The sequence below is a fragment of the Candidatus Pelagisphaera phototrophica genome (genome assembly GCF_014529625.1).
In the GTDB taxonomy this organism is placed as follows: Bacteria; Verrucomicrobiota; Verrucomicrobiia; order Opitutales; family Opitutaceae; genus Pelagisphaera; species Pelagisphaera phototrophica.
Genome location: NZ_CP076039.1, coordinates 3,586,059 through 3,608,783 on the forward strand (window position 1 = coordinate 3,586,059; position 22,725 = coordinate 3,608,783).

Genomic DNA, 22,725 nt, shown 5'->3' on the forward strand with positions numbered 1-22,725 from the left:
AGCCAGAATGAAAAAACCGCCCTTCGTAGGAGCCGCAATTAGGAGTGAGAACCTATCTAGCATTCTTGATTGGATCCTAGAAGACAATCGCGATCTGGAAATTCAGGATGCATGCCTTCCCGGATTCCTGGATTCGGACTGGAAAGCCATTTCAGAGCGTATCAACAAGCAGTTGGAGAACTATGACGGCAGAATTGGCATTCACGGCCAGTATGACGGCATCCAATTAGGAACCGGGGATCCACTCGCGCGCGAGCACGCTCAGAAACGCATTTCCCAGAGCCTTGATTTCGCCGCCTCGATCAATGCAAAGGCCTGCGTGATACACAGCCCATTCTATTTTTTTGGAGGAGGCCAAACCTGCCACACGCCTCAACTAGACTTAGGTTTCACTCTCGATCGTGTTTCCCAAACGCTGGAGCCCTTGATTACGCTCGCGGAGGAGAGCGATTGCATACTGGTAGTGGAAAATATTTTCGATCGCAGCCCGTTGCCTCTCAGGGCTCTGATTGAACGATTCGATAGTCCCTACCTGAGACGCAGCATCGATACGGGGCACGCCGCCATTACCGAACGCTGCGGCGGTGGACCTAGTCCCGAATATTGGATTCTCGAAGCGGGCGAGCTATTAAGCCATATCCATCTCCAGGATACAAACGGGGAGTATGACTACCACTGGACCTTGGGGAACGGCACGCTGAATTGGAAAGGGATTTTTCAATCGATCGATAACATCGACGCCACTCCTCGACTGATAATCGAGACCAGCGATCCAATGAGGGGCTGGAATTACCTTAAACGAGAAGGTTTGGTGTGCTAAAACATATGCTCATTTATTCTTCGCCCACCTCATTGAAATGGTCCCAGTCCGTGTAACCCGAGAGTCTGACGCAGCCGAGTTTGCTCGTCTGTGCGCCCAGTGGGGATATCCCATCGGCGAAGAACGATGCTCCACATGCATTTCTAGAGTCCTCGCCTCCAAAAATGAAGGACTCAATTCCGCTGAGTTTGAGCCAGGCAATCTGGTCGGTTGGGCCCACGTTCAAACCCGGGATATCATAGCGGCCAGTTCCTTTGGCGAAATCGTGGGAATCGTTGTTGATGAATCATCGCGGCGTCGCGGCGTCGGCCGAGTGCTGATAGATCGATGCGTGCAATGGTCTCTTGAGCAGGGAATCGACAAAATGCACGTCAAGAGCAACTCCATTCGTTCTGAGGCGCACTCTTTCTATCCGAATATCGGATACGAACTAGAGAAAACGCAGCACTCTTACAGGAGAGAGTGGCCAGTAGGAAATCCTTGAATGATTTCTTGATGAAGGGAGCCATCGCCAATCTGGGAATTCCATAGCTTTCTTCCAACTGAGTCGTAAATGGCTACGAACGAACCGCCCCTCTATCAGCGTCGAATACAAAGCCAATCGAGTCAAAGTTCATACCATCCCGTCGTGCGTTAGCTACATCCCTTCCCGATTATAAGGCATGGTATTCTCGAATAGTCTTTCCTCACCGAGATCCGGCGCCCAATCGAGCAAGGTCTTGGAGCTATCCTCATTTTTTCTCAGCTCGAATGCGTCGTACAATTCGCCGTTTGCCATGTAAGCCTTATAGACTAAACTCATTCCTTCAACACGGATGACCTGAAAAAATTGAGTATTCTCCGCCTTGCGGTCCAAAAGGACGCCTTCCGGTCGATAAACGTCCCAACCACCTTCCATAAATTCGTACATTTTGGGGCCACTGACAGAATTTACATATATCGGACCTGTTCGCGGCGATTCGTTTGTATCCATCATTCGGATTGGAACGTGTCCTCTCGCATAAGTATGGTCATGGCCTTGCAATACGAGATCGACGTCATGCTTTTCGATTACCGGCTTCCACGCTTCCCGATTTCGGGAGTTGTCCCGACCATCTCCTGAGGAGAAGATCGGGTGGTGGAAAGTAAGAACCGTCCATCGATTTGGATTATCGTTTAATACTTTATCGAGCCAACCTGTTTGGGCGTCGATTTCACTATTGGAATTCAAAGCGACAACTCGGACACCTTGGAAGTCGATATAGTAGACCGTTTCATCTAGAGCACCCGGTAACTCGCGATAACGTGGCAACTCGAATTGCGGCCCCCACTGCAAGGAAAGCCGCCTTTCCTGCTCAGCTTCCGTAAGCTCATCGTACTCATGATTCCCTGGAACGACAATGCTGGGAATCATTCCATGCACCCATCCGCCTGCCTTGAACCATTCGGCCCATTCACGATCCCGATGGGCTCGATTGATCAAATCGCCTGCGTGGATCGAAAAGTTGGCGTTCGGTGACTTTTGGAACGCGGCCCGCATGATTCTAGACCAATGAGAAAGGACCGAGTTTTGGGCGTCTCCAAAATAAAGAAATTCTACCGGATCCAATCTAGAACTCGCTGTGCGAAATTGCATCCATTCGCTCCAACGCTGATCTCCATCTCCAACTCGATAGGCATATAGGGCGTCTGCATGAAGTCCCTTGAACACGACACTGTGGTAGTGAACCGTAACGGATTCGTTCTGGTCATGCCTCGAGATGTCAAGTTCTTGGGTCTTCGCCCTAAAACGCTCAGCGGACAGATCAAAGCGGGAAGAGGGATCCGCCACCGCTATTTCAGCGAAAGCGGTTTTGACTGAGTCATTGGTTCTCCAGGTAACCGCTTGGGTTCTCGCCGGATCGTCGTTCCAGGTTAGGACGATTCGATCCGGATCCGGGCTGGCGATTTCCCAATGACGCATAGTATCGCCATCATGACTATAGGTAGCCATCTGGGCAAAAATCGAAAGAAGAGCTACTGTTAGAATTCGTTTGTTCATCTCATATTCGCGTTTTATACAGACAAATTGATAGGCCATTTAAGGTATGGCGACATCGTTAATCAATCGGCACGAACTCGAGCTGATCTACACGAGTTAGTTCATCAAATTCAACTTTGTAAATCTCGGCATCGGCCTCGTCCGCCAAAAGAATAGTATCTCGACCATCAAAGCAAACAGCTTCCACCTGAGTGGCGGCGAATGGCATCCAGTATATTTTGCCGCGGAAATACATATCCGTCGCTCCGTCTATTTCGAACACCCAAAGAGCATCGTAAGTGGTCACAGCCAACCTTCTGCCATCGATCGAGGCGTCAGCAGCAGTAGTTTTGCCTCCAAAATCAAATGCGTCTACATAGGTAAGCGTGTTTGTCTGGTAAGGATTAGCCGTGTCTAAGCGGTACAGTTTCCCCAAGGTGTCACTCCGGTTCTTCGAAACGAGGTAAACCTTATCCCTTACGCAAAATACGCCTTCGCAATCGTAGTTGAAATCACTTTGATCCGATGGGTAGAGAGCTTGATCAGGATATTTCAAAAACACTTTCTTTTGGTACGTGGTCCTGCCTGCGTGTGGGGATGGCTCCGGCAAATAGTAGAGCACGAGATCGCGTCGATCGTTACGATTATTGCCAACATCGCAAACAATCAGATTACCCAGATCATCAACTGCAATATCCTCCCAATCCACATTGACGGCTCCACCAATCAATACACCAGGATCATCCGAATAGCGTGCAGACCCCCAGAGACGTCCATCACTGAGCACTGGATACACTTTGGGGGCGTCGCCGGAATCGTTAATGGTCCAGAAGAGATCGTCACGAGACCGACTCCTGACAATTCCCGAGTTTTCGATACTGGCTCCAGGCCCGAATTTTCCGATCGCTTCCAGCTTAATGGGAGCGATATCGGGCAATTCCGGCATGCTAACAGGCTCCGCGATACCAGTCGAAGTTGAGAGTAAAGACAGATATGCAACTAGACGCAACATCCTCCGATCCTTACACACATTCATTAAACTCGGATGAAGCCTTCGAAAATTTCGTGCGCCATAATTTGGCAAATCAGACGGAGACACGAGAGTCTTTCGGTATCCGCAATCGAAAGACACTTCCCTTCTCAAACTCGCTTTCTACGGTTATTTCACCTCCATGGGCTTCCGCTACATGTTTAACGATAGACAGACCCAATCCGCTGCCACCCTGCTGACGCGATCTCGATGATTCTACGCGATAAAACCTTTCAAAAATTCTATCCAAGCTCTCCCGGGCGATTCCAACTCCCGTGTCCCGTACCTCGAAGAAAGCGAATTCCGCATCTGTCTTCAGATCGACCGTTACGCTTCCTCCTTTCGAGGTAAACTTGAACGCGTTCTCCACTAAACTGTTTATGGCGATCTCGATGAGTCTCGCGTCGCAAGAAACCTCGATTGGCTCACTTCCCTCGAAGACACTAAAGTTTACACCCGGCAAGGTAGCAAATGTTTCGAATGTGGTTCGGACCGATCTGACAATTTCTCTCAAATCGACGGTCGCACATTCCAAATAGCTGTTGGCGGATTCTAGCTTAGAAATTGCCAAAAGCTCTTCAATCAGCCTTTGCAGACGCTCATTTTGAATACGCAAACGACTGAGAAACTTTTTACGAAGGTCAGCATCGGAGTCCGCGCCTTCTTCAAGGGCATCAAGCAAAGTTGTGATAGCGGCTACCGGAGTTTTGAGCTCATGAGATACATTGGAAGAGAAGTCTCTGCGTAATTCTTCGAAGCGCCGGCCTTCAGTCACATCTCGGACTACGATCAACGCTCCAACTATGTCATGATCGTCCCGACGCAGAGGAGCAATGTATACGGAGGCGAATCGCTTTCCTTTGCCGTCTCCCCATTGAACTTCTCCAAGACGTTGATCGCCCGATTCCCGGGCTTCATCTATCCAACCCAATAGGGAGCCGATATGAAAGGTATCTCGATAATTCGATCCTCTCGCGTCCTCTTCACGAACCGCTAGTAGACTCTCGGCGGCGGCGTTCATGAAGACAATAGAACCCGCTCGATCTATAGCGACCACAGAATCATTGAGCAGCCTTAACAAGAGCTCCAAGCGCTTGCTCTGTCGCTCCTGCTGGGCGATTTGAGATTCAATCGATTCCGCCATATGGTTGACAGAACGAGCCACCTCGCCGAATTCGTCTCGCCGATCCAGGTCGAGTCGGAGAGATAGATCCCCCTCCGAGATTCGTCTACAAGCCGTCTCGATCGTTTTGAGGGGGCGAGTGGCACTTCTGGCCAAGGGCAGACCCAGAAAAAGCGACAAGGCGGAAATCGCGAACGCTCCGATTCCAACTCGACCCTTGAGGCTCCTCGTTCGGGCGATTACTTCTTCAGTACTGCTACCTATTCTTACGTATCCAATTTTTTCCGATTGTATTATGACGGGGCGAACAGAATAAACATACACTTCTCCTCCATCGATTTTATATCGCGACTCGCCACTCCCCTTCGAACCCGCGGCCAGAAACTCCGTCGATTGCAGAGCCGACTCCACTAGTTTCCTCCCTCGATTAGTTTGGAGCATGAATTCTCCAGAAGCCAAAATTATGTCAGCCGTCGTGCGAGTATTTCCGCAAACCTCGCTTAGTCTTAGCTGAAGTTGGCCGGTCCAAAGTTCCTTGGGATTCGACGATACCATGGCTGCAGCAAGATCGGCTATGGTTCCCAGTTTTGCCTGCAAGGTTCGCTCCGCTTCCCTCGTGAAAAATTGATTGATCAACAAAGACAGAACTAAGGTGACTAATAGGATAATAGAGGCATAGGAACCCCACAATCTCCAGAAGAACTTCGTCCGTCCTGCCTCTCCCCATGTTCCAGCCATGACCAATAATTCGAATATCGACGGTAGGAGGCTTTGTTCAATCTGTTAGTATTACTATATCTATTACGGATACAATAAATTAGTCAATACGCCTATGATTTATGAGTAATGTTCTGATCCGTTTCCAAGCGATAACCGACTCCCCTAATTGTGGCTATCAAATCCGGCTGCTGCAACTTCTTACGGATGGATCGAATATGGACATCGATGTTACGATCGATAACGAATGCATGCTCGCCAATCGACTTGCCAAGCAAATCGTCCCTGGTGAAAACACAGCCGGGATTCTCCGCCAAGCATCGCAAAATTTTGAATTCGGTAACCGTTAGTGAAAGGCGATGGTCCCCCCAGCTAGCCTCGAATCGTTCGCTGTCTACTACCAGGTCGCCAACTTCAAATCGTTTCCCTGATCCAAGATCGTCCTGCAGACTACCTCTATTCAAGACCGCGGCCACTCGGGCCAGCAATTCCTTCGTGGAAAAGGGCTTGGTAACATAGTCGTCCGCCCCTAATCCCAGTCCAAGTACAACATCAGTTTGATCATCCTTTGCTGTAAGCATTATTATTGGGATAGGTTTGCAGGACGTATCAGATTTCATACGCCGACAGACTTCAAAACCATCGATACCGGGAATCATAATATCAAGCAGCACGAGGTGAGGTTGTGACCTTCTGATGATATCCAGACACTGGACGCCGTCCGCTACTGTTATCACGTCAAATCCATTGCTCTCCAAGCAATATTCCAAAGGCTCACTAATATCTCGCTCGTCTTCAACTATCACAATTCTACGCCGCATTTTCAAGCTATAGAGCGACGACCACCTTATTGCAATCAGCCTAATGCTACATAAACGCGCCAATTTTGCGCGGATTTCGTGCTAGCGGGTAAATCAATTCGAAGGCCGCTTTACAGTCTTTAAATTGGCTTAATAAAAACGTCGCGCAATCGTTTCCAGCCCCGCTTGAAGTCGTGCCATACTTTCGAATGATTTTTTTTAGTGACCTTGTTTTCGCTGGGTTACAAGATAATGCACAGCTTCGCCAAGACAAGATGGAGAACAGAGTACTGATTCTTGAAGACGACTACGACATCGCAGGCCTACTTGTACACACCTTCCAAAAAGAGGGGTATGAAACCACACATTTCGCAGGCGGAACAGATTACAATGAACGAATCAGGACGTTCGAACCAGATCTCGTCTTGCTTGATCTCATGCTTCCAGAAGTCGATGGCCTTACGATCTGCCGCTCTATTAAAAAATTTAGTAGGCACCAAGATGTTAAAGTCATTTTGCTTACCGCGAAAAGTGATATATCGGATATTCTGCACGGCTATGATTCGGGAGCGGACGATTATGTTACCAAGCCCTTTTCACCTAAAGAAGTGGTTGCCCGAGCAAAAGCCGTATTAAGAAGGAAGCGGCCCAGCCTAGCTAGCGATAAGTCTCAACTAATAAGCAGGGAGTGCCTGACAATCGACGACGTTCGCTACGAAATCTCTATTTCAGGCCAACCGCTAGATCTAACTCACTCCGAGTATCGCATTCTTCGAGAGTTGGCGATCCATCCAAAGCGGGTGTATACGCGTCAGCAACTAGCGGCTAGCGTCGTCAACGACCATGCCAGCAATCCGCAAATTGCGGGAAACCGGAACATCGATGTTCACATTCGGTCTTTGCGCAAAAAACTCGCCGATTGCAGCGGCTATATTCGGACGATCCGAGGCGTCGGGTATTCCTTCGATCCCTAACAAATCTAGCGGGCCGCCTGTCCGTTTTCCGGAAGCGGCTGGAAGAATGGAAATTGCCCGCAATTTGAATATGTTCTGGCGAACCTGCCTTTCGAAGGTCGAGAGAAACTTTACGCCGTCTATTCAATGTGAATCTAGCCCCAGCAAGGGCTTTGAGCATCTAAGACAGTGTCTAATCAGTTGCAATGAGTTCACTAAAGAGTGTGGCTGACTGGGGACACATTCAGCGCTACCAATCTAAAAGCACACACAAAAAGCCCGGCTTGCGAGAAGCCGGGCTTTGTGACTATTCAGGTTCTATTTTAATAAACGCTTACCCAAACTAAATTTTAGAATTCTCCGGTGATTCCAAAGTTGATACGGCGCTGATTCCAGTAGGAGTCGTCACCATACTGGCGGTAGCCCTGGACCGACTTGCGAATTTCATTTAGCACGTTGGTCACATTGCAGTAGACGCCGATTCTCTCGTTGAAGCTGTACTTCAGGTTGATGTCCCATTCGCCAGAATCGTCGAATTGGTCGTCGCCCACGAAAGCGAACTCACCAACCGAAGAGCTTTCCTGCTGGTCGACGAAGGCCAGACCTTCGATGTACTGCGAGCGGAAGCGGTATGAGAGTTGACCCTCGAACGGACCCTTGTCGTACTGAAGCCCAACAAAGTAGAGCGTGTTAGAGGCGCCACGAGTCGGAAGCTTGTCAGGGCGACCTGGATACTCCGCATCTGAGTCTGTCAGCGTGGCATTCGCATTGAGTGTAAAGTCCTCCCACATGCTTCCGAAGGCCCCAAGGTTCTGGTACCAAGCGAGTTCGAGACCCATGTTGACTGCGCCTGGACCGGACAATGCAGTGCTGACCTCCACGTCGCCGAGCGAAGGATCGAGACCGAAATCGGCAGCACTACCAGTTTCCGTTCCCTCGAACGAAAAGTTCTTGATGTCCTTGTAAAAGAGACCAGCGGCGAATATGCCCCCATTGTCGGTGTAGTACTCCAAGCTAAGGTCCGCATTGTTCGAAGTGAGGTTTGGCAGGAGCGGATTTCCACGACTTACTGCTACGGGAGAATCCGTATCGTCTACGATGGTGCGACCCAGCAAATCAGAGAAATTCGCACGACCGTAGGTACGGCCCAATGACGCACGACCAATCAGGTTGTCGTTGAAAAAGTACTTATAGTGCATCGATGGGAGGAACTCGTCCCAGCTGCGGCTACGTGAGTCGCGAGCGATCGTGCGTGTTTGACCGTCTGAGTCCGCGATGTACTGAATCGTCGTTTCGCCTCTTTGATCCAAAGCACTGGTTGAGAGAACTTGCTGTCCATCAAGGTAATCACCTTCCGGAGTTACGAACTGCGAAGAGCTGAAGTCCACCGTCTCCCACCGAGCGCCGGCGATGAATTCCCATTTGTCTGTTTGCCACTTACCTTGAACGTACCCAGCGAGAGTGTCCCGTGTGGCTTCGTAATCTTGTTCGAAGGAATCCTCTAGACCACCGCTTCTGAGTGAAAAGTAGGAACCATTCGTCGCGTTAGCACGCATTTGCAACACATCAGGTGTGTATGGAATACGGTAGTTCGGATCTCCAATCAGATCATCGTAGGGATTGTCGCGCAAGAACTGTGCGTATGGAAAGCCATCTTCAAAGTTGAATTGAAGTTCGTCGTAGTCCGACTCGCGGTCTTCCTTCTGGAACTTGACACCAAACTTCCATGATCCATCCGCACCCATAGAATCGGCGAATGGGATTTCAACGTTCGTTTCGATTCCGGTGTAAGTCTCTTCAACAGTGCGGTCTTCCAATTGAAAGAAGCCACGGAAGAACTGGTCAGGATCGCCCTGCGTTGGAACACCAAAACGGTCGTAAGGTGACTGGTTGATGAAGATTGCTTGGAATGGATCGCGTGATCGATCATACGCCCACTGGAATCCGCTGCGACGGAATTCCGTGTCACTCTCAAAGCGAAGCTTATCGGTCGTAGCAGTGAAGATGTCGTAATCCCAAGTGCCCCAGGGCATCTCAGTCTCGCCGCCGAAGTGGAGGTTGAGAAACTCGATGTCGATGTTGTTCCACTGTCCTTCGTAGGCGCTGCGTCCACGACCTGTCCCATCCGTATTCCAGCCGGTGACGGCATGAGTATCGCTGATTTCTAGAAGTGTAGAAATACGATCTGGATGACCGCCGAGACGGACGAGATTGCCGGGATTAAAGCCTCCTGCGCCCCATTGCGTAGGATCGTTGATCAGAGCGTCGAGGTCCCCTTCGTACGTGTCAGCGAATGTGAAGTAGTTACCTGCGTCGTAGTTCGAATCCCACTGGGAATAGGGAGAAACGAATTGATCGTAGGGATCTTCGCGATTTTCGTGGTCGTTATCCATGATCAAGTGATGGCGAATGTCGTCTTCTTGACGGTCTTCCTGATGCCACGTGACCTTAAAAAACACTTCCGTCTCGTCGCTCACTTTGTAGTCGAAACCGAGATTCACTCCAAAGCGCTCACGCTCGATGTTGTAGTTGTTGTACTCGGTATCTTCGTGGAAGAAAATCACTTCCTGGTTGGCACCCTCTTCCGCAGCGGTAAGACTTGGAGCCAAATAGTCATTGACGAGATCCTGACCGGAACCGAAGTCGAGACGGTGAAACATCGGGATCCAGTCATAGTCGATATTGTCGAAACCCTCATTCACCTTATGGTAGCTGACAGCGACGTTGATCCCAAAGTTTTGTTTGTCGCCGAAGATGTCGGAATAGCCTAAGCTGAAGTTCGGGTCCATCTCGTCGCGCAAAGCAGAGTAAGTGAAACCGGCTCTGTAAGTGCCATAACGACCGTTGCGCTGGAAAGCAGAGCGAGTCTCCAAGTTTACGATGCCACCGAGAGAGTCACCATCGTGCTCAGGGAGTGGGCTCTTCCAAATTTCAACATTGGTGATCGCATCACCTGGGACGTCGTCGAGAGCCATACCGTTGGCCGTGTTACCGTAAGCACCGCCACCGCCGATTCTTGTAATACCCCCGTGACCGGAAGAAGGCATGCGATTTCCATCCAATTGTACATTGACGTACTGAGTATCAACGCCACGAATGTTAACGTATCTTGGGACTTCTGAGAAACCGTCCGTATCCACCGAAAGGCCAGGCATTTTCTGAAGAGCCAAGCCGATATTGCCATCGTTCATTTGACCGAACTCCTCTTCCGAAATAACCGTCACCAAGCCGGATGCAACGCGTTGCTGATTGATAGCAGCCGATTGCCCGATTAGAGACTGTTCAACACGAACGCCTTCGAGTTCTACGATGTCTTCGCTTAAATCGAAATCGACCGTTTGGCTTATGGCGTCGGAGACGCTAACTTGCTGCGTCTTGCGACCCAATCCAATGTAGGATACTTCCACGGTGTATTCGCCTTCTGGAACATTCTTTATCGAGTAGCTACCCTGAATATTGGTGGACGCCCGGTAATCCGTTCCTGTGACGCGAATCACCGCACCGTAAAGATACTCGCCGCTAGAATCATTGAGTACACGGCCAGAGATCGTGCCGGCGAGCAATCCCGTGTCGAAAATGCCGCTCGCCAATACGAGACCAGCGAAACACCTATAGAAGTGCTTCGCGATGTTGGAATTAAGAGTGAGTTTCATAGTTTATGTTCTTTTTTATTCAAATTGACCAATTCTGATCGGACCTCGAACATTAGCCGCCATCTGTTAAGAATTTATTAATAGGCAGTGAAGCTTACCCTTTGGTTGCGTGACGATTTCGAGTCGATCCGCGAGTTTTTAAAAATTTTAAGGAAAACTTGTATCTTTATTTTAGATACGTTTATAAGACTTGGACCGAGCAAGCGTTCTGGTTCAACGCCCTCAAACAACATTCCCTTTACGCGGTGAATTAATCTGTCAGGGTTTAGCAAACTCTAGAGGAAAAAGATACTGTGCCCTTACCGCTTTTCCATTCCGTTTCGGAGCGGTAAAGCGAACCTCCTCCACCCATTTAGTAATATCTTCAGTCAGCATTTTGTACTGCAATCCCTGCAACCGTCGCAACTCCACACGGCCATCCGGGTTAATGAAAATCAGCGCTTTGGCTCGTACATCTTCTTTTATTTGGCCTAATGCGTATCTGGGCCAACTCCAGAATGGCGATCTAACCATCCTCGGAATCTCGTCAAGGTCGTCGATATTGAATATCTCCATATCCGCCATGATGTCGATACCCTGGTCGAAGTCTCCAAAACCGAAATCGCCCGTGGCATCTCCTGAACCTGGATTCAACGCCATCTCCATTTGACTCAAGGTCATTGGAGGGGGCGGTTCTTCGACTTCTGGCTTTTCGATCTTCTCTTTTTTTTCCGGCGGAGGCGGTAATTCTTCGGGAGGCGGAGGCGGGGGAGCTTCGCCCGCTTCCATTACAACAACATCTCGAGTCTTCATACTAAGCTGACCCAGTATGTGCATTGCTGGAAGTAGAAAGAAAATAGCCGCTGTGAACGCGAGTCCCAGGGCAAAATTAGTGAAGGGATTTCCCTCTTGGTTGGACGACTTGTATCCGGTTCTCATAGATACTGCGGTTCTGTTCGACGGCCTCGCATTGGCTCGGCTCTGCCTTGGCGAAAGATCCTGGCTCGCTGACCGCGCTTCGTCCAAGTTCGATTGCCGCGTTTCAGTAGCAGCCTCTTCAGATTCAACTGCCTGTTTAGCAATATGGTTCATAATCTAATTCAGTTTGAAAGTATAGGTTGTATAAATGCTTTCTCGAGCCAGGAGCACTTTATGTCCATATACTCCTCATCACCGCTCTGCTTAATCTACAGGTCGATCGACACCGAATGGGCGAAATCTCGACGACTCTATCCTCCAAACATTAAGGATTGATAAATGAGAGGTGAAATCGGGGTTGCGGATCCTGGAGTGCCATATCAAAATCGGCTAATGTTTCAAAACCGGTGCACGAATTCCCAATATTTTGGAAGATTGTACACCTTCCATCACACTCCTCTTCTCTGTGTTAAGCGGATTTTGGGAAGCCTTTATCAAAAGTTAACGAGAGAGGTTCATTGTTAAACCTTATGATATTCATGAGCCCTGAAGATGTTGCCGCAAAAGCGGCGGACAAATTGTGTGATTACCATCGAGCTGATGGGGCAAACGAACCGATCGATGTAGAGCAGATCTGCAGTCAAATGAAACCTCTCGTGGATCGCGTGATGGGGGAAGCCGGTCTTTACGCTCCCTTGCATGCGGCTATCGCTGTCAAGCAATCCAACGGCGATATCGTGGAGGCTTCGGAGATTCTCAGGTCTTATCGCCAAACGATCAGTCGAAAGTTCGTCTCATTAATCATAGACACCGAGGGCATGGATGTCCGGAGGCGTATTTCTTCCGCTTTTCGGGACATTCCTGGTGGCCAGATTCTCGGTTCCACTGGTGACTACACCCAGCGGTTGCTGGAGGAACAGATCGCTAAAGAAACCCGCGAATCCACTGATTCTCAGGCAGAGGAATTTGAGGCGAGCGTACCAGACATTGGTGACGAACCCTTCCCAAAACGGTATCCGCGAGTCGTCGCCTTGCTTAAAGATCAAGGGATGATGGCTCCGGTCAATGAGAACGAAAGCCGCGAGGTGGTCGATATCCTGAAAACGCCACTTTCATTCCCCGCTCCGAGATCGGCCGCCCTGCAATCCCTCGCCCGGAGCGAAACTGGAGGCTTAATGGCACTAGGTTACAGTGCTATGCGCGGCCAAGGGGGCGACCATCCGACGATCGGCGAACTGAGGGTTGGCTATGTTAACGTACAGATCGAAGAGGATCCTCGGGGCCGGCAACGATCCATCGGTCGCATACGACTCACTGAGAGTGCGAACATATCTAAAATTAAGGTACGTAAAAAGGATCCCGTTCCCTACATGTCCCTCGGGTACGGGCTCTGTTTCGGCCAAAACGAAACCAAGGCGATTTGCATGGGAATTATCGACCGGAGCAACCGCATTCCAGGAGACGGAGCTCCTGCCGTCAGTCAGGAGTTCTCCATGTATCACCTAGATGGTCCGGATGCCAAAGGGTATACCAATAGCCTCAAAATTCCCAACTACGTTGAGATGGCTACCGAACTTCATGACCTTCGAGCGGCGCTCGAGCGAAAAAATCGAGCGTTGGAGAAAAAAGGAAAGAAAGAACGAGCTCCGGTCGAGCACAATTCTACCTAGAGCGCTACGAGCTGGATACCGAAAAGCTTCTAAGGATGGAGAGGAACTGCTCTCCACTTTCCTCTAAGGGACCGTCATTGGAGACGCGTATTGCCTGCGAATCGTCGACATCAATCTCAAGATTTCGTTGTATCCGTTTTTCAATTTCTACTTCAGATTCCCGACCTCTAGCCATCAGACGCTCTCTTAGAACATCTGAAGAAACTGTAATCAAAACTGGAGCAATCCCAGGGAAGACTCGACGGGCTTCCGCTAAGTAGTTTCGGCTCCCGTTCATCACTACATCTACACCTCGGTCCAACCAGGCAATGATTTCTATGCCCAGTCCATACTGACAGCCGTGACTACTCCAATTCATGCAAAATAGGCCTAAGTCCAATCGTCGCTCAAACTCTTCATCTGACAAGGCAATGTGGTTTTCTCCGCCAGCATTCGAAGGACGCGTTATATACCTATGAGCGAAAATAACCCTATCATCAGAAGCGAGACGAGATCTCGCGTAGTGCATAATGCTATCCTTGCCTGCCCCTGATGAGCCCATCAGATAATATAAGTGCTCCATCACGCAAGTATAGAGCGTTACTATTAAGCACAAATTAAGAGGCCAAACGCTAATCACTAGGCCCCCTTCAATCGTAGCCATACGGCGGCATGATCGCTAGGATAGATACCCTCAGAGTCTGGCGTATTCATTGATACGCCAGCGCTCGCTTCAAAATTTAGTCCACTCCTTCTCACTAGATGCCAGATATGATCAATTTGTCTTCCTGAGCGATGAGAGACAGGTGGAATCGGACTTGTTGGCTCCCTGCATCCATTTGCCAATAAACGGTTTACAAGATTTAAATTTAAATCAGCGAATCCCAGGCGAAGCTCCTCCGAATCCGGAAGGCAGTTAAAATCACCCCCAACAACGAGGACATCGGATCCGTCGTCCTCCTTTAGTGCCTCTAGAGATGCTCTAATTTGATTGGCTCTAATCTCTTCTTCGCCGCGAACGTGGGAAAAGTGTACGCACACGATCTTAAGACTGATCTCTCCGATTGTTAATCGGGAACTCAAAGCGATTCGCTCACCGCTCATGTCGCTCGACGGAAGCGGGATCGTTTCGGCTTCATCAAAAGTTCCATTCGATAGAATCGCCAATCCAGAGTAGCAATCTCTCATTTCTCCCCCATGCTGGCGTAGCTTGCCTCGGGCATTAGCAAATACGAATTTCAGGTCCAAATGATCTGCTAGGTACGCCACAGTGTTATCTTCAGTGCTTTCGCAATAGAAACATTCCTGCGCCAAAATAATATCCGCATTCAGCCCCTCCAGTCCACTGGCTATTAATGGCAATCGCTTACGATACGCTCCTTCATTTTTCCACGTATTCAAAGAAACGATTTTAAGTTCTTTCAGCATCGCGTCTCGAATATATGCATGAACGAGATAAAAGGGCAACTAGAGGGCTTCAGAGAGCAGTGAATTTCACCTGTTCTTAATCCATTCTTAATCGGCACCGACTAGCGTGAAAACGCAATGTTCGAACACGCATCGAAATTCAGTATCGAGGGAGTTACCATCGTTACGCCAGACTCGGTCATCAGGAATGGCCACCTGCAAATAGAAGACAGCCAAATTGCTGGCATTTCTTCTAGCGACTATGCGACCGAAAACAACTACGCTTATCATGACGAAGAGATTTTCGCCCTACCCGGTATCATAGATCTACATACGGATGCCCTAGAGAAGGAGATAACGCCTCGGCCAGGAGCGGACTTTCCTATTGAGATCGCTCTTCAGGAGTTGGAAGCCCGTCTATTGTGCTGCGGCATCACCACCGTATATCACTCCGTTCATATGGGTTACAAGGACAGTGAGGACAATTCCAAGTCGAAGATTCAGAGAGAGGACATTTTCAACCGAACTCGCCAATTTGCCGAATCCGGGGCCTTAGTCCGCACCCTCTTGCACCTTCGTTTGGAAGTGACCGGATTGTATGCTCTTCCATTGGTTGAAAAGTTTCTCAACAAGGGCATTCTCAGTCTAATTTCATTCATGGATCACACTCCCGGGCAAGGTCAGTATTCGAGAGAACGCTTTTTACAAGATTGGCAAAAAAGAGGCTTTTCTGAACAGGCGGCAACAACTATTCTCGAAGAACGACAAAGCAGACCAAAGCTGAGCGATGAACAAATTGTCACTCTAATCGAGATTGCCCAGCGCCTCGGCATTCCTACCGCTTCCCACGACGATGACACGGTCGAGAAGGTCGAGCGTATGTGGGATCTTGGTATTGAAATCAGCGAGTTTCCGATTACTCTGGAGGCCGCCAAAGCAGCGAAGGAAATTGGCATGAGTACCTTTGGAGGTGCATCCAATTTGCTTCGAGGGGGATCCTTAACGGGCAATCTCTCCATGCATGACGCCATCGAAAATGACGTCTTAGACGGCTTTTGCTCAGACTACTACCCGCCTTCGATTCTCCACTCCGTATTCAAAGTCTGGCGTATCGGTCTTAAGTCGCTGCCTGAAGCAGTAAATATGGCCACCTTGCTTCCCGCTAAAGCCGGCAAAATAGATCATCTGACGGGAAGTCTCGAGGTCGGCAAAATAGCGGATATCATTCTGGTTCGCCTGAAGAACGGCCAACCAAAGGTGGAGGCTGTTTACATCGAGGGAAAACCTGTTTACCGATCGACCTCACGCCAAGAAACAATCGAGAAGGCCAATCTCAATGACCCGGGACCTTCGCTCGCAACCGTTTAGCATCAACTCGCATCAACCCCATATTTCAAATGCAGCTTTCAGAATCTCCTAAATCCGAACTCGATTTCGCAACGTATCAAGAACGTCAATATACGGAAGTAAGCCAACCAGCTATCCAGGTTCGGCTCGAACATCTGGGTATAGGCAATCGATCTCGCTGGAATGGAGGAAGCTGGGAACCTCAACCCTACCCCGGCTTTGCCCTTCAGGCGATGGTCGACGCTACGCACGATAATGATGCTCTCGCGAACAAGCTGCTTTCGTTACAAGACAGAGTGGTCGCGACGATTCAAAGACCTGGAGTACTTTATCCGCTTCCAGTCTCCAGCTTTCATCAAACCGTTGCCAATACGTTTTCCGCTGATCGTTTATCGGAATCCATTGTATCAAAAGACCTCCTAGATAAATTTCCCAAACTTATTGATTCCGCTTTTCAAAGTCTGGAACCTCGTCACTACGATGATCCGCCGAGAATGCGATTGATCGGTATTTCCGTATTTCGAACAGCCTTAGGAATCCTGGGCGTGTTTCCTGACAAGAATGATTTCGACCGCGTCATCTCATTTCGAGATTCCCTATACAGCCATCCAGATCTCTCTAAAATCGGACTAAAACGAACGCGGCCTTTCATCGGTCATATAACTTTAGCTTATGTTGAAGACGGCCTCGATACATCCGATAAGGCTGCCCTTTCCGCTGAGCTTGAGTCGATAAATGCGAACCTCTCCGATCAGCCCCTCTCTTTCTCGATGCCCAAAGCGGAACTAAGACGCTATGATACGCTCTCCGCATTTGAATACGATCCCGCGTTTCCCTATTTCACGCTCTGAATACTGAATACACATGCTGCAATACATCGAATCTTTCGGAGACTTTCCGAGCCACCCCAAAAAGCTAAGCGAGAAGCCTAGAATACATGAATCTGCTAGGATTCGAGAAAGCTACTTGGGTAGCTACACGGATGTAGGTCCCGGTTGCTCCTTGCGCGAATGCAGCATGGACGATTATAGCTATCTCGCCAGCCACGTAGGAGCCGTTTGGACCGAGATAGGAAAATTCTGCTCAATTGCGTCCCAAACTCGAATAAATCCTGGAAACCACCCGACCTGGAGGGTTACAACTAATCACTGTACGTACCGCCGTCGTCAATACAACCTAGATGAAGTTGATGACGACGAGTTTTTCGATTGGCGAAAATCCCATTCTTGCCGAATAGGACACGATGTTTGGATAGGCCACGGTGTCGTTGTTACTGCTGGCTGCAGCATCGGCACAGGAGCTTGTATCGGCGCCGGAGCCGTAGTCACCAAAGACATACCACCCTACGCGATTGCAGTAGGCGTTCCAGCTAAAGTGATCAAGTTCCGGTTCGAAAAAGACGTTATCAGTCGTCTAATGGAAGCAGCCTATTGGGATTGGGACCGAGAAATGATCGAAAATAATTTCGCCGATCTAAGGGATATGGATACATTTCTCGAAAAACATGCCTAGGACCTAAACGACAGTTAGTCTTGAAAATGACCTTTGCCCTTAGGACTGCTTTAAATCCGAGTGCTATCCTAACCTACGCTGTAGCGTTATTCTTCTTAACATCTTGCTCCAGAGAGACTACCCAAAATCGTACTGCCTTAAAACTTGGATATATCTCCTCGGAGATAACGGTTAGAGATCGAGAGGAGGCATTCAAGACATTAAGGGACTACCTAGAAGAGCAGCTTTCTAACCCTGTGGAGCTCGTTCAAACCGCCGCGTATGAACCGGCAATCGAAGCCATGAAATCTGGCGAGATCGATATCCTCCACTTCGGATCCTATTCTTATCTTATCGCGGAAAGCGAAGGATCGGCCGAGGCATTCGCAGTAAAAGGGCAATTGGATCATTCGTCCAGAAACTACGAAAGTATCATTGTTACTCCCGCTGGAAAGCCTTGGAGTACAATAGAGGAAGCACTTAAGAACAAGGAGAAATTGAAAGTGCTTTTCACCAATCAAGCATCGACTTCAGGCTTTTTGATCCCATCGGCATTCTATCAATCCAAAGGCATCAATCCAGAAACTTCTTTCGATTCTGTCGAATTTTCCAACAGTCATGTTTTGTCGATTCTCTACACCAGCGAAGGAGCCTGCGACTTGGCTTCCGTCAGTGCTAGCTATCTTAAGGATTTGATCGAGAGAGGGAAAATCGAGTCAGATAGCGTGCGAATTCTTTGGAGGTCCGAGCCCATTCCAACAGGGCCGGTCGCTTATCGCAGCGGATTAGGCGAAGAAATCAAAGCCTCTATTCGCAGAGCGTTTTTCGAGGTCCACAAGTCTAATCCCATCGTCTGGGAACGTATCAAAGCCCAATCTTCAGACCAAGACTTTATATACATTCCATTCGATTCTTCAAAACTCGATTGGCTGCGATCCTTGGCCCCATCGAAAAGGTAAGTAAATAACTGAACGTACTCGAGTAGACTAGCATATTTGAACTAGGTTCATCTATTATTTTACACTGGGTCTTCAACTTTCAGCATGCAATAGCATCGATGTCCAAAAGGGGATTTTTCGCCTAACCGACTGATTAGAAGCTAAACACCACAAGAAAAGTCACTTACGAGAATTGGCTTTGATCGGCTCCACCGGCCTCCGTTGGCATCGGCGAGGGCTTTTCTTGTGGCTTCAATCGCTGAAAACCTTAAAGATTGATAACGCGTTCTTGCAAAGCCGTTGATCCGAACTCAGGAGCTAGCTTCTTAAGCAAGGAAACAATCATTCTCTTCGATTCGCCTGATTTAGAGTTTGCAATGGTATAAAGCTGATCGAGATCCGAACTATCTGCAATCACCGACAAAGTTTTCAATGCTCCCCTTGCGAACGCAGGTTCCTTACCTTTTACTGCCTCGAGCAGGTGCATCTTCGCATCCGGGATATTTCGATACACAAGGACTTTCTGAGCTAACAAAACCTTTTTCGAGTGAGACGACTTGAGCATTCCAGCCAGCCGTTTGTCAAACTCAGGAGTGTCAATCTGAGCTATCGCCGAAGCGGCCTTGATCTGAGACGCTCGATCCCCGTTTTCGAACGTATTTAGCAGAAGATCGATCGATCGCTTCGAACCGACGTCGCCAATCAGGTCGAGGGCGTTTAGCCGGAGACTCTCGTCACCAATTTCGATAACTTTTTGCGCTATCGATTCAGCAACCTCATCTTCGACGTTATTGAGTCCCCCTAGGACGATAAGCATATCCTCAGACCCCATTTCAACCACTCGATCAAGAACTGCCCGTTGAAATTTCTCCACCCCACTCGAAAGAGCGGACTCAATCGCGATCGTTCTAAGATCCGCTTCTTCACTTTTTAACCCTAGTCCAATCGCATCTTCAACATCTCGATCCTGGCGCTTGATCAATATCCTCAAGGCGGCACGGCGCGATGCGGCGTCCCTTCCTTGGGAGAATATGTCGTGAAGCAGGTTTGAATCCACTGAGGGATTGGACAAAAGGGATCGCTCAATCGCTTGATTAACCGGTCCTGAGCGAGCGTCGCTGTAGGCATTACGCAGCGTTCTTAGCGAGCCACTATTACCAATTTCTCCGAGAGCCCAAGCCGCAGTTACCGAGATTGATTCGCTACTATTATCTAGCTCATTGGCAATAAAACGAACCGACGATGACTCACCACGGAGAGCAAGAGACTTTAGAATATTCAGCTTCCCTTCCGTATTCATTTTTCCATAGGCCGCTTTCAACGCATTGCTTGCTTTGCTTCCCCGGATCGATTCGATTGCCGCTCGGGCTTCCTCTGCCAGGTGCTTATCCCTTCCCATCATAATCTGAGCCAAGGGACTGACTGCTTTGGAAGTCCCCACTCTAGCCAATTGACGCAAAATATACTTCTTCGCTTCGACTGGGATGTCATTTTGAACCAACGCATACAAAAGATCATCCGTTATTTTCGATGCTCCGTTAGCCCTCGCCGGAGCAGTCGCATCGGAAACGAGGACCTCCAAATCACGCCTCGCAACGTACTGCACATCCGGGTCGCTGTTGCGGAATATTTTTGAGATGACAATTACTCTGTCTCTGTATTCTCCTGCGAATGACAAGGTGGAGGATACAAGGACTAGCTTCAGGGCCAACGTCCAATTCGATGAAATTTTCATAATCAAGCTTTTCAAAAATCTGAGGTCTAACCGAGTAACCCATAGTGCGCTCTTCGAGGACGGCTAATCCACTTGGCCGCTTCCGCGTCTCCCACAATGGTCTCCTTGACCGGATCCCAGCGCACAGGGCGCTTCAGTCTTTCTGAAATTCCAGACAAATGGCAAATCGTGGCAGTGCGGTGGCCAATCCCTACATGGCAAATCGGCTGCTTGCGGGAACGAATGGCGTTGAGCCAATCAGCCCGATGGTCGCTTGATTCGTAAAGTCGAGTATCGCTGGGTTTCAGCACTACATTCTTGAGAGAAACCGGGTCCGTATCGAGCTTGTCTCCGCGGCTCACTCTCACTTCGCCCTCCTCTCCCATAAACCGGATCATATGGCCATTGCCCTCATATCCGCGTATTATTTTCGTTCCATCTCCGTATACGTAATATTGATACTCCTCGCCCTTGTATCCCTTGGGTACAAACTCCACCGGTCCCGATTCATCCCTGCCTAGTGCCCACTGGATAATATCGTAGTGGTGAGCTCCCCAATCGCCGTTCTTGCGGGAACCGTAGTCCCAGAAGCGACGCCAGCCTCCTCCGTAGTCCCCCTTAATACGCTCGAGATTGTAGGGCTCCCAAGGAGCAGGGCCGAGCCAGCGATCATAATTTAGTTCTGGTGGAATCGGCTCTGCCTTATACTGGGTCGGTTCCGGAAAATTGCCCAATCGGGCGGCGATCGTATGGACTTCGCCAATGTATCCATTCAGAACCAGCTCTGCCGCCTTACGGAATGCTCCATTGGAACGCTGCTGCGATCCCACCTGCAATATACTTCCGTAGCGCTCCGCAGTAGCTCGCATGACTTTTCCCTCTTCGATGGTCAATGTCATCGGCTTTTCAACATAGACGTCCTTGCCGTTCTTCATCGCTTCAATCGATATCTGGGCGTGCCAATGATCAGGCGTACCCACTACCACCGCATCGATGTCCGGGCGAGTCATAACCTCTTCGTAGTATTCGTACGTTGGACACGCCTTTCCATTGACCTCTTTAACCTCCGCCTGGGCGATATCCAGCTTTCTTGAATCCACGTCGCATAAGGCGACCACTTCTACGGAGTCTCTACCCAGATGGTATTTGCGATGACCCACCATTATCTTTCCATGGCCAATGAGACCCATGTTGATACGGCTATTCGGTCCTGTGCGCTTTCCCAGACCCAATACGGATGCGGGCAAAACCAGGGGAGCAGAGATAGCGGCAGCCGCCTTGACGGTCGTTTTTAAAGCAGTCCGACGTGTGATTTTCTTCATAATAGATTAGGGAACAACAATACGAGTGGGCCAGCAGACGACGAACGGAGTGAACATCGTCTAAAAGTAATAAATGCGAGTATCTGGATTAACGATCGCTTTGCTTAATGGTCAACGCCAGAGTTTCAGTACTCGTAAATCCCGGTGGCGCTTTGAAACGAGCGAGCCGTTTGAATCCATCAATTACTTTCTGATCAAATACGGCGTCCCCACTCGATGCGACCACTCGAGCCCCTGAAATACGGCCCGTAGGAGCCAGATCGAATTGAACCTTCGTTCTCAAAGGACTCCCCGCGAGTGGATGTATCTCCACCGAGCCAGAGATCGCCTGGATAAGCTGCCCAAAGTAGGACTCCAACTGACTCTGGTCCGAGGCGGTCAACGATCCAATGGTGGACTCAGGCAGCACCACATCGATGTCTTTGAGCCCAGTCACGAGGGTCTCAACCACTTTGTCTAATTGGTTGTTACGCTTAGGGGAAGGCTTTTGCGTGGGAACTCGCTGTTTTTGGATAGGATTAGTGCTCCTGAAGTCGTCGAAATTAATGACTTTTGGGGGCTCGGGCTCGACGGGAATCACTTCCTCCGGTTTAACAACGGGTTCGGGCGGCAATTCTCTTGGCTCTGGATCCGGAATCTCGTCAAGCGTGGGTAGATCCAAGTCTTCGGGTACGTACTCAACCGGCTTCGACTCAGGCGCCCCGGCACTGGCAGGAGGAGCATATAGTTCGAAAACGAGCTCTTCCGGCGCCTTTTCTGGCTGAACCATTGATTTAACGAGGAACACCACAATAATCCCGAAGTGCAAACTCGCGGAAAAAATGAGAGGACCTCTCTGATCGAAATACATGGCTCTACCCCGAAC

Annotated in this window: 19 protein-coding genes; 8 read left to right on the forward strand and 11 right to left on the reverse strand. The window is 49.4% G+C overall.

Annotated elements, in window-relative coordinates:
• Positions 1-7: 7 nt before the first annotated feature.
• Together GA004_RS15505 and GA004_RS15510 are read left to right on the forward strand one after the other, a co-directional pair.
• A complete protein-coding gene (locus GA004_RS15505) occupies positions 8-820 on the forward strand; it encodes a sugar phosphate isomerase/epimerase family protein (protein ID WP_283394787.1) in 813 nt (270 codons plus the stop codon).
• A 37-nt stretch (positions 821-857) separates the two neighbouring features.
• On the forward strand, positions 858-1,304 hold the full coding sequence (locus GA004_RS15510) for a GNAT family N-acetyltransferase (protein ID WP_283394788.1): 447 nt from the start codon (positions 858-860) through the stop codon (positions 1,302-1,304).
• A gap of 153 nt (positions 1,305-1,457) precedes the next feature.
• On the opposite strand, the gene GA004_RS15515 is transcribed toward GA004_RS15510, so the two are convergent.
• From GA004_RS15515 to GA004_RS15530, 4 genes are all read right to left on the reverse strand, one after another.
• Positions 1,458-2,840, reverse strand: a complete 1,383-nt coding sequence (locus tag GA004_RS15515; protein WP_283394789.1) for a purple acid phosphatase family protein — start codon at positions 2,838-2,840, stop codon at positions 1,458-1,460.
• Between the two features lie 58 nt (positions 2,841-2,898).
• Positions 2,899-3,831 carry a hypothetical protein gene (locus GA004_RS15520; protein ID WP_283394790.1) on the reverse strand — a complete coding sequence of 311 codons (933 nt, stop codon included), beginning with the start codon at positions 3,829-3,831 and terminating at the stop codon, positions 2,899-2,901.
• Between the two features lie 73 nt (positions 3,832-3,904).
• Positions 3,905-5,710 carry a sensor histidine kinase gene (locus GA004_RS15525; protein WP_283394791.1) on the reverse strand — a complete coding sequence of 602 codons (1,806 nt, stop codon included), beginning with the start codon at positions 5,708-5,710 and terminating at the stop codon, positions 3,905-3,907.
• A gap of 92 nt (positions 5,711-5,802) precedes the next feature.
• A complete protein-coding gene (locus GA004_RS15530) occupies positions 5,803-6,510 on the reverse strand; it encodes a response regulator (protein ID WP_283394792.1) in 708 nt (235 codons plus the stop codon).
• Between the two features lie 188 nt (positions 6,511-6,698).
• On the opposite strand from GA004_RS15530, the gene GA004_RS15535 reads away from it, so the two are divergent.
• The gene (locus GA004_RS15535) at positions 6,699-7,463 is read left to right on the forward strand and encodes a response regulator transcription factor (protein WP_283394793.1); all 765 of its coding nucleotides are present in this window, start codon (positions 6,699-6,701) and stop codon (positions 7,461-7,463) included.
• Between the two features lie 329 nt (positions 7,464-7,792).
• Here the strand turns inward: GA004_RS15535 and GA004_RS15540 are convergent, their stop codons facing one another.
• Both GA004_RS15540 and GA004_RS15545 read right to left on the reverse strand, forming a co-directional pair.
• Positions 7,793-11,095 carry a TonB-dependent receptor gene (locus GA004_RS15540; protein ID WP_283394794.1) on the reverse strand — a complete coding sequence of 1,101 codons (3,303 nt, stop codon included), beginning with the start codon at positions 11,093-11,095 and terminating at the stop codon, positions 7,793-7,795.
• 258 nt (positions 11,096-11,353) lie between these two features.
• On the reverse strand, positions 11,354-12,166 hold the full coding sequence (locus tag GA004_RS15545) for an energy transducer TonB (RefSeq protein ID WP_283394795.1): 813 nt from the start codon (positions 12,164-12,166) through the stop codon (positions 11,354-11,356).
• Positions 12,167-12,531: 365 nt separating this feature from the next.
• Here GA004_RS15545 and GA004_RS15550 point away from each other — a divergent pair, with 365 nt between their 5' ends.
• Positions 12,532-13,662: a carbon-phosphorus lyase complex subunit PhnI gene (locus GA004_RS15550; protein WP_283394796.1), complete on the forward strand. Its 1,131-nt coding sequence runs from the start codon at positions 12,532-12,534 to the stop codon at positions 13,660-13,662.
• Between the two features lie 4 nt (positions 13,663-13,666).
• Here the strand turns inward: GA004_RS15550 and phnN are convergent, their stop codons facing one another.
• Both phnN and GA004_RS15560 read right to left on the reverse strand, forming a co-directional pair.
• The gene (gene phnN / locus GA004_RS15555; RefSeq protein ID WP_283394797.1) at positions 13,667-14,224 is read right to left on the reverse strand and encodes a phosphonate metabolism protein/1,5-bisphosphokinase (PRPP-forming) PhnN; all 558 of its coding nucleotides are present in this window, start codon (positions 14,222-14,224) and stop codon (positions 13,667-13,669) included.
• A 56-nt stretch (positions 14,225-14,280) separates the two neighbouring features.
• On the reverse strand, positions 14,281-15,069 hold the full coding sequence (locus GA004_RS15560) for an endonuclease/exonuclease/phosphatase family protein (RefSeq protein WP_283394798.1): 789 nt from the start codon (positions 15,067-15,069) through the stop codon (positions 14,281-14,283).
• A 117-nt stretch (positions 15,070-15,186) separates the two neighbouring features.
• On the opposite strand from GA004_RS15560, the gene GA004_RS15565 reads away from it, so the two are divergent.
• The 4 genes from GA004_RS15565 to phnD are packed head-to-tail and all read left to right on the forward strand — an operon-like array spanning position 15,187 to position 18,845.
• Positions 15,187-16,416, forward strand: coding sequence for an alpha-D-ribose 1-methylphosphonate 5-triphosphate diphosphatase (locus GA004_RS15565; protein WP_283394799.1), 1,230 nt, complete (start codon positions 15,187-15,189; stop codon positions 16,414-16,416).
• 29 nt (positions 16,417-16,445) lie between these two features.
• Complete coding sequence (locus GA004_RS15570) at positions 16,446-17,246, forward strand: hypothetical protein (RefSeq protein WP_283394800.1); 801 nt, start codon at positions 16,446-16,448, stop codon at positions 17,244-17,246.
• Positions 17,247-17,259: 13 nt separating this feature from the next.
• Positions 17,260-17,907, forward strand: a complete 648-nt coding sequence (locus tag GA004_RS15575; RefSeq protein WP_283394801.1) for an LbetaH domain-containing protein — start codon at positions 17,260-17,262, stop codon at positions 17,905-17,907.
• A gap of 26 nt (positions 17,908-17,933) precedes the next feature.
• On the forward strand, positions 17,934-18,845 hold the full coding sequence (gene phnD, locus GA004_RS15580) for a phosphate/phosphite/phosphonate ABC transporter substrate-binding protein (RefSeq protein WP_283394802.1): 912 nt from the start codon (positions 17,934-17,936) through the stop codon (positions 18,843-18,845).
• Positions 18,846-19,092: 247 nt separating this feature from the next.
• Here the strand turns inward: phnD and GA004_RS15585 are convergent, their stop codons facing one another.
• The 3 genes from GA004_RS15585 to GA004_RS15595 all read right to left on the reverse strand — a co-directional run bounded on the left by GA004_RS15585 (position 19,093) and on the right by GA004_RS15595 (position 22,710).
• Positions 19,093-20,559, reverse strand: coding sequence for a HEAT repeat domain-containing protein (locus GA004_RS15585; protein WP_283394803.1), 1,467 nt, complete (start codon positions 20,557-20,559; stop codon positions 19,093-19,095).
• Between the two features lie 26 nt (positions 20,560-20,585).
• Complete coding sequence (locus GA004_RS15590; RefSeq protein WP_283394804.1) at positions 20,586-21,860, reverse strand: Gfo/Idh/MocA family protein; 1,275 nt, start codon at positions 21,858-21,860, stop codon at positions 20,586-20,588.
• Between the two features lie 88 nt (positions 21,861-21,948).
• Complete coding sequence (locus GA004_RS15595; RefSeq protein WP_283394805.1) at positions 21,949-22,710, reverse strand: energy transducer TonB family protein; 762 nt, start codon at positions 22,708-22,710, stop codon at positions 21,949-21,951.
• Positions 22,711-22,725 lie beyond the last annotated feature (15 nt).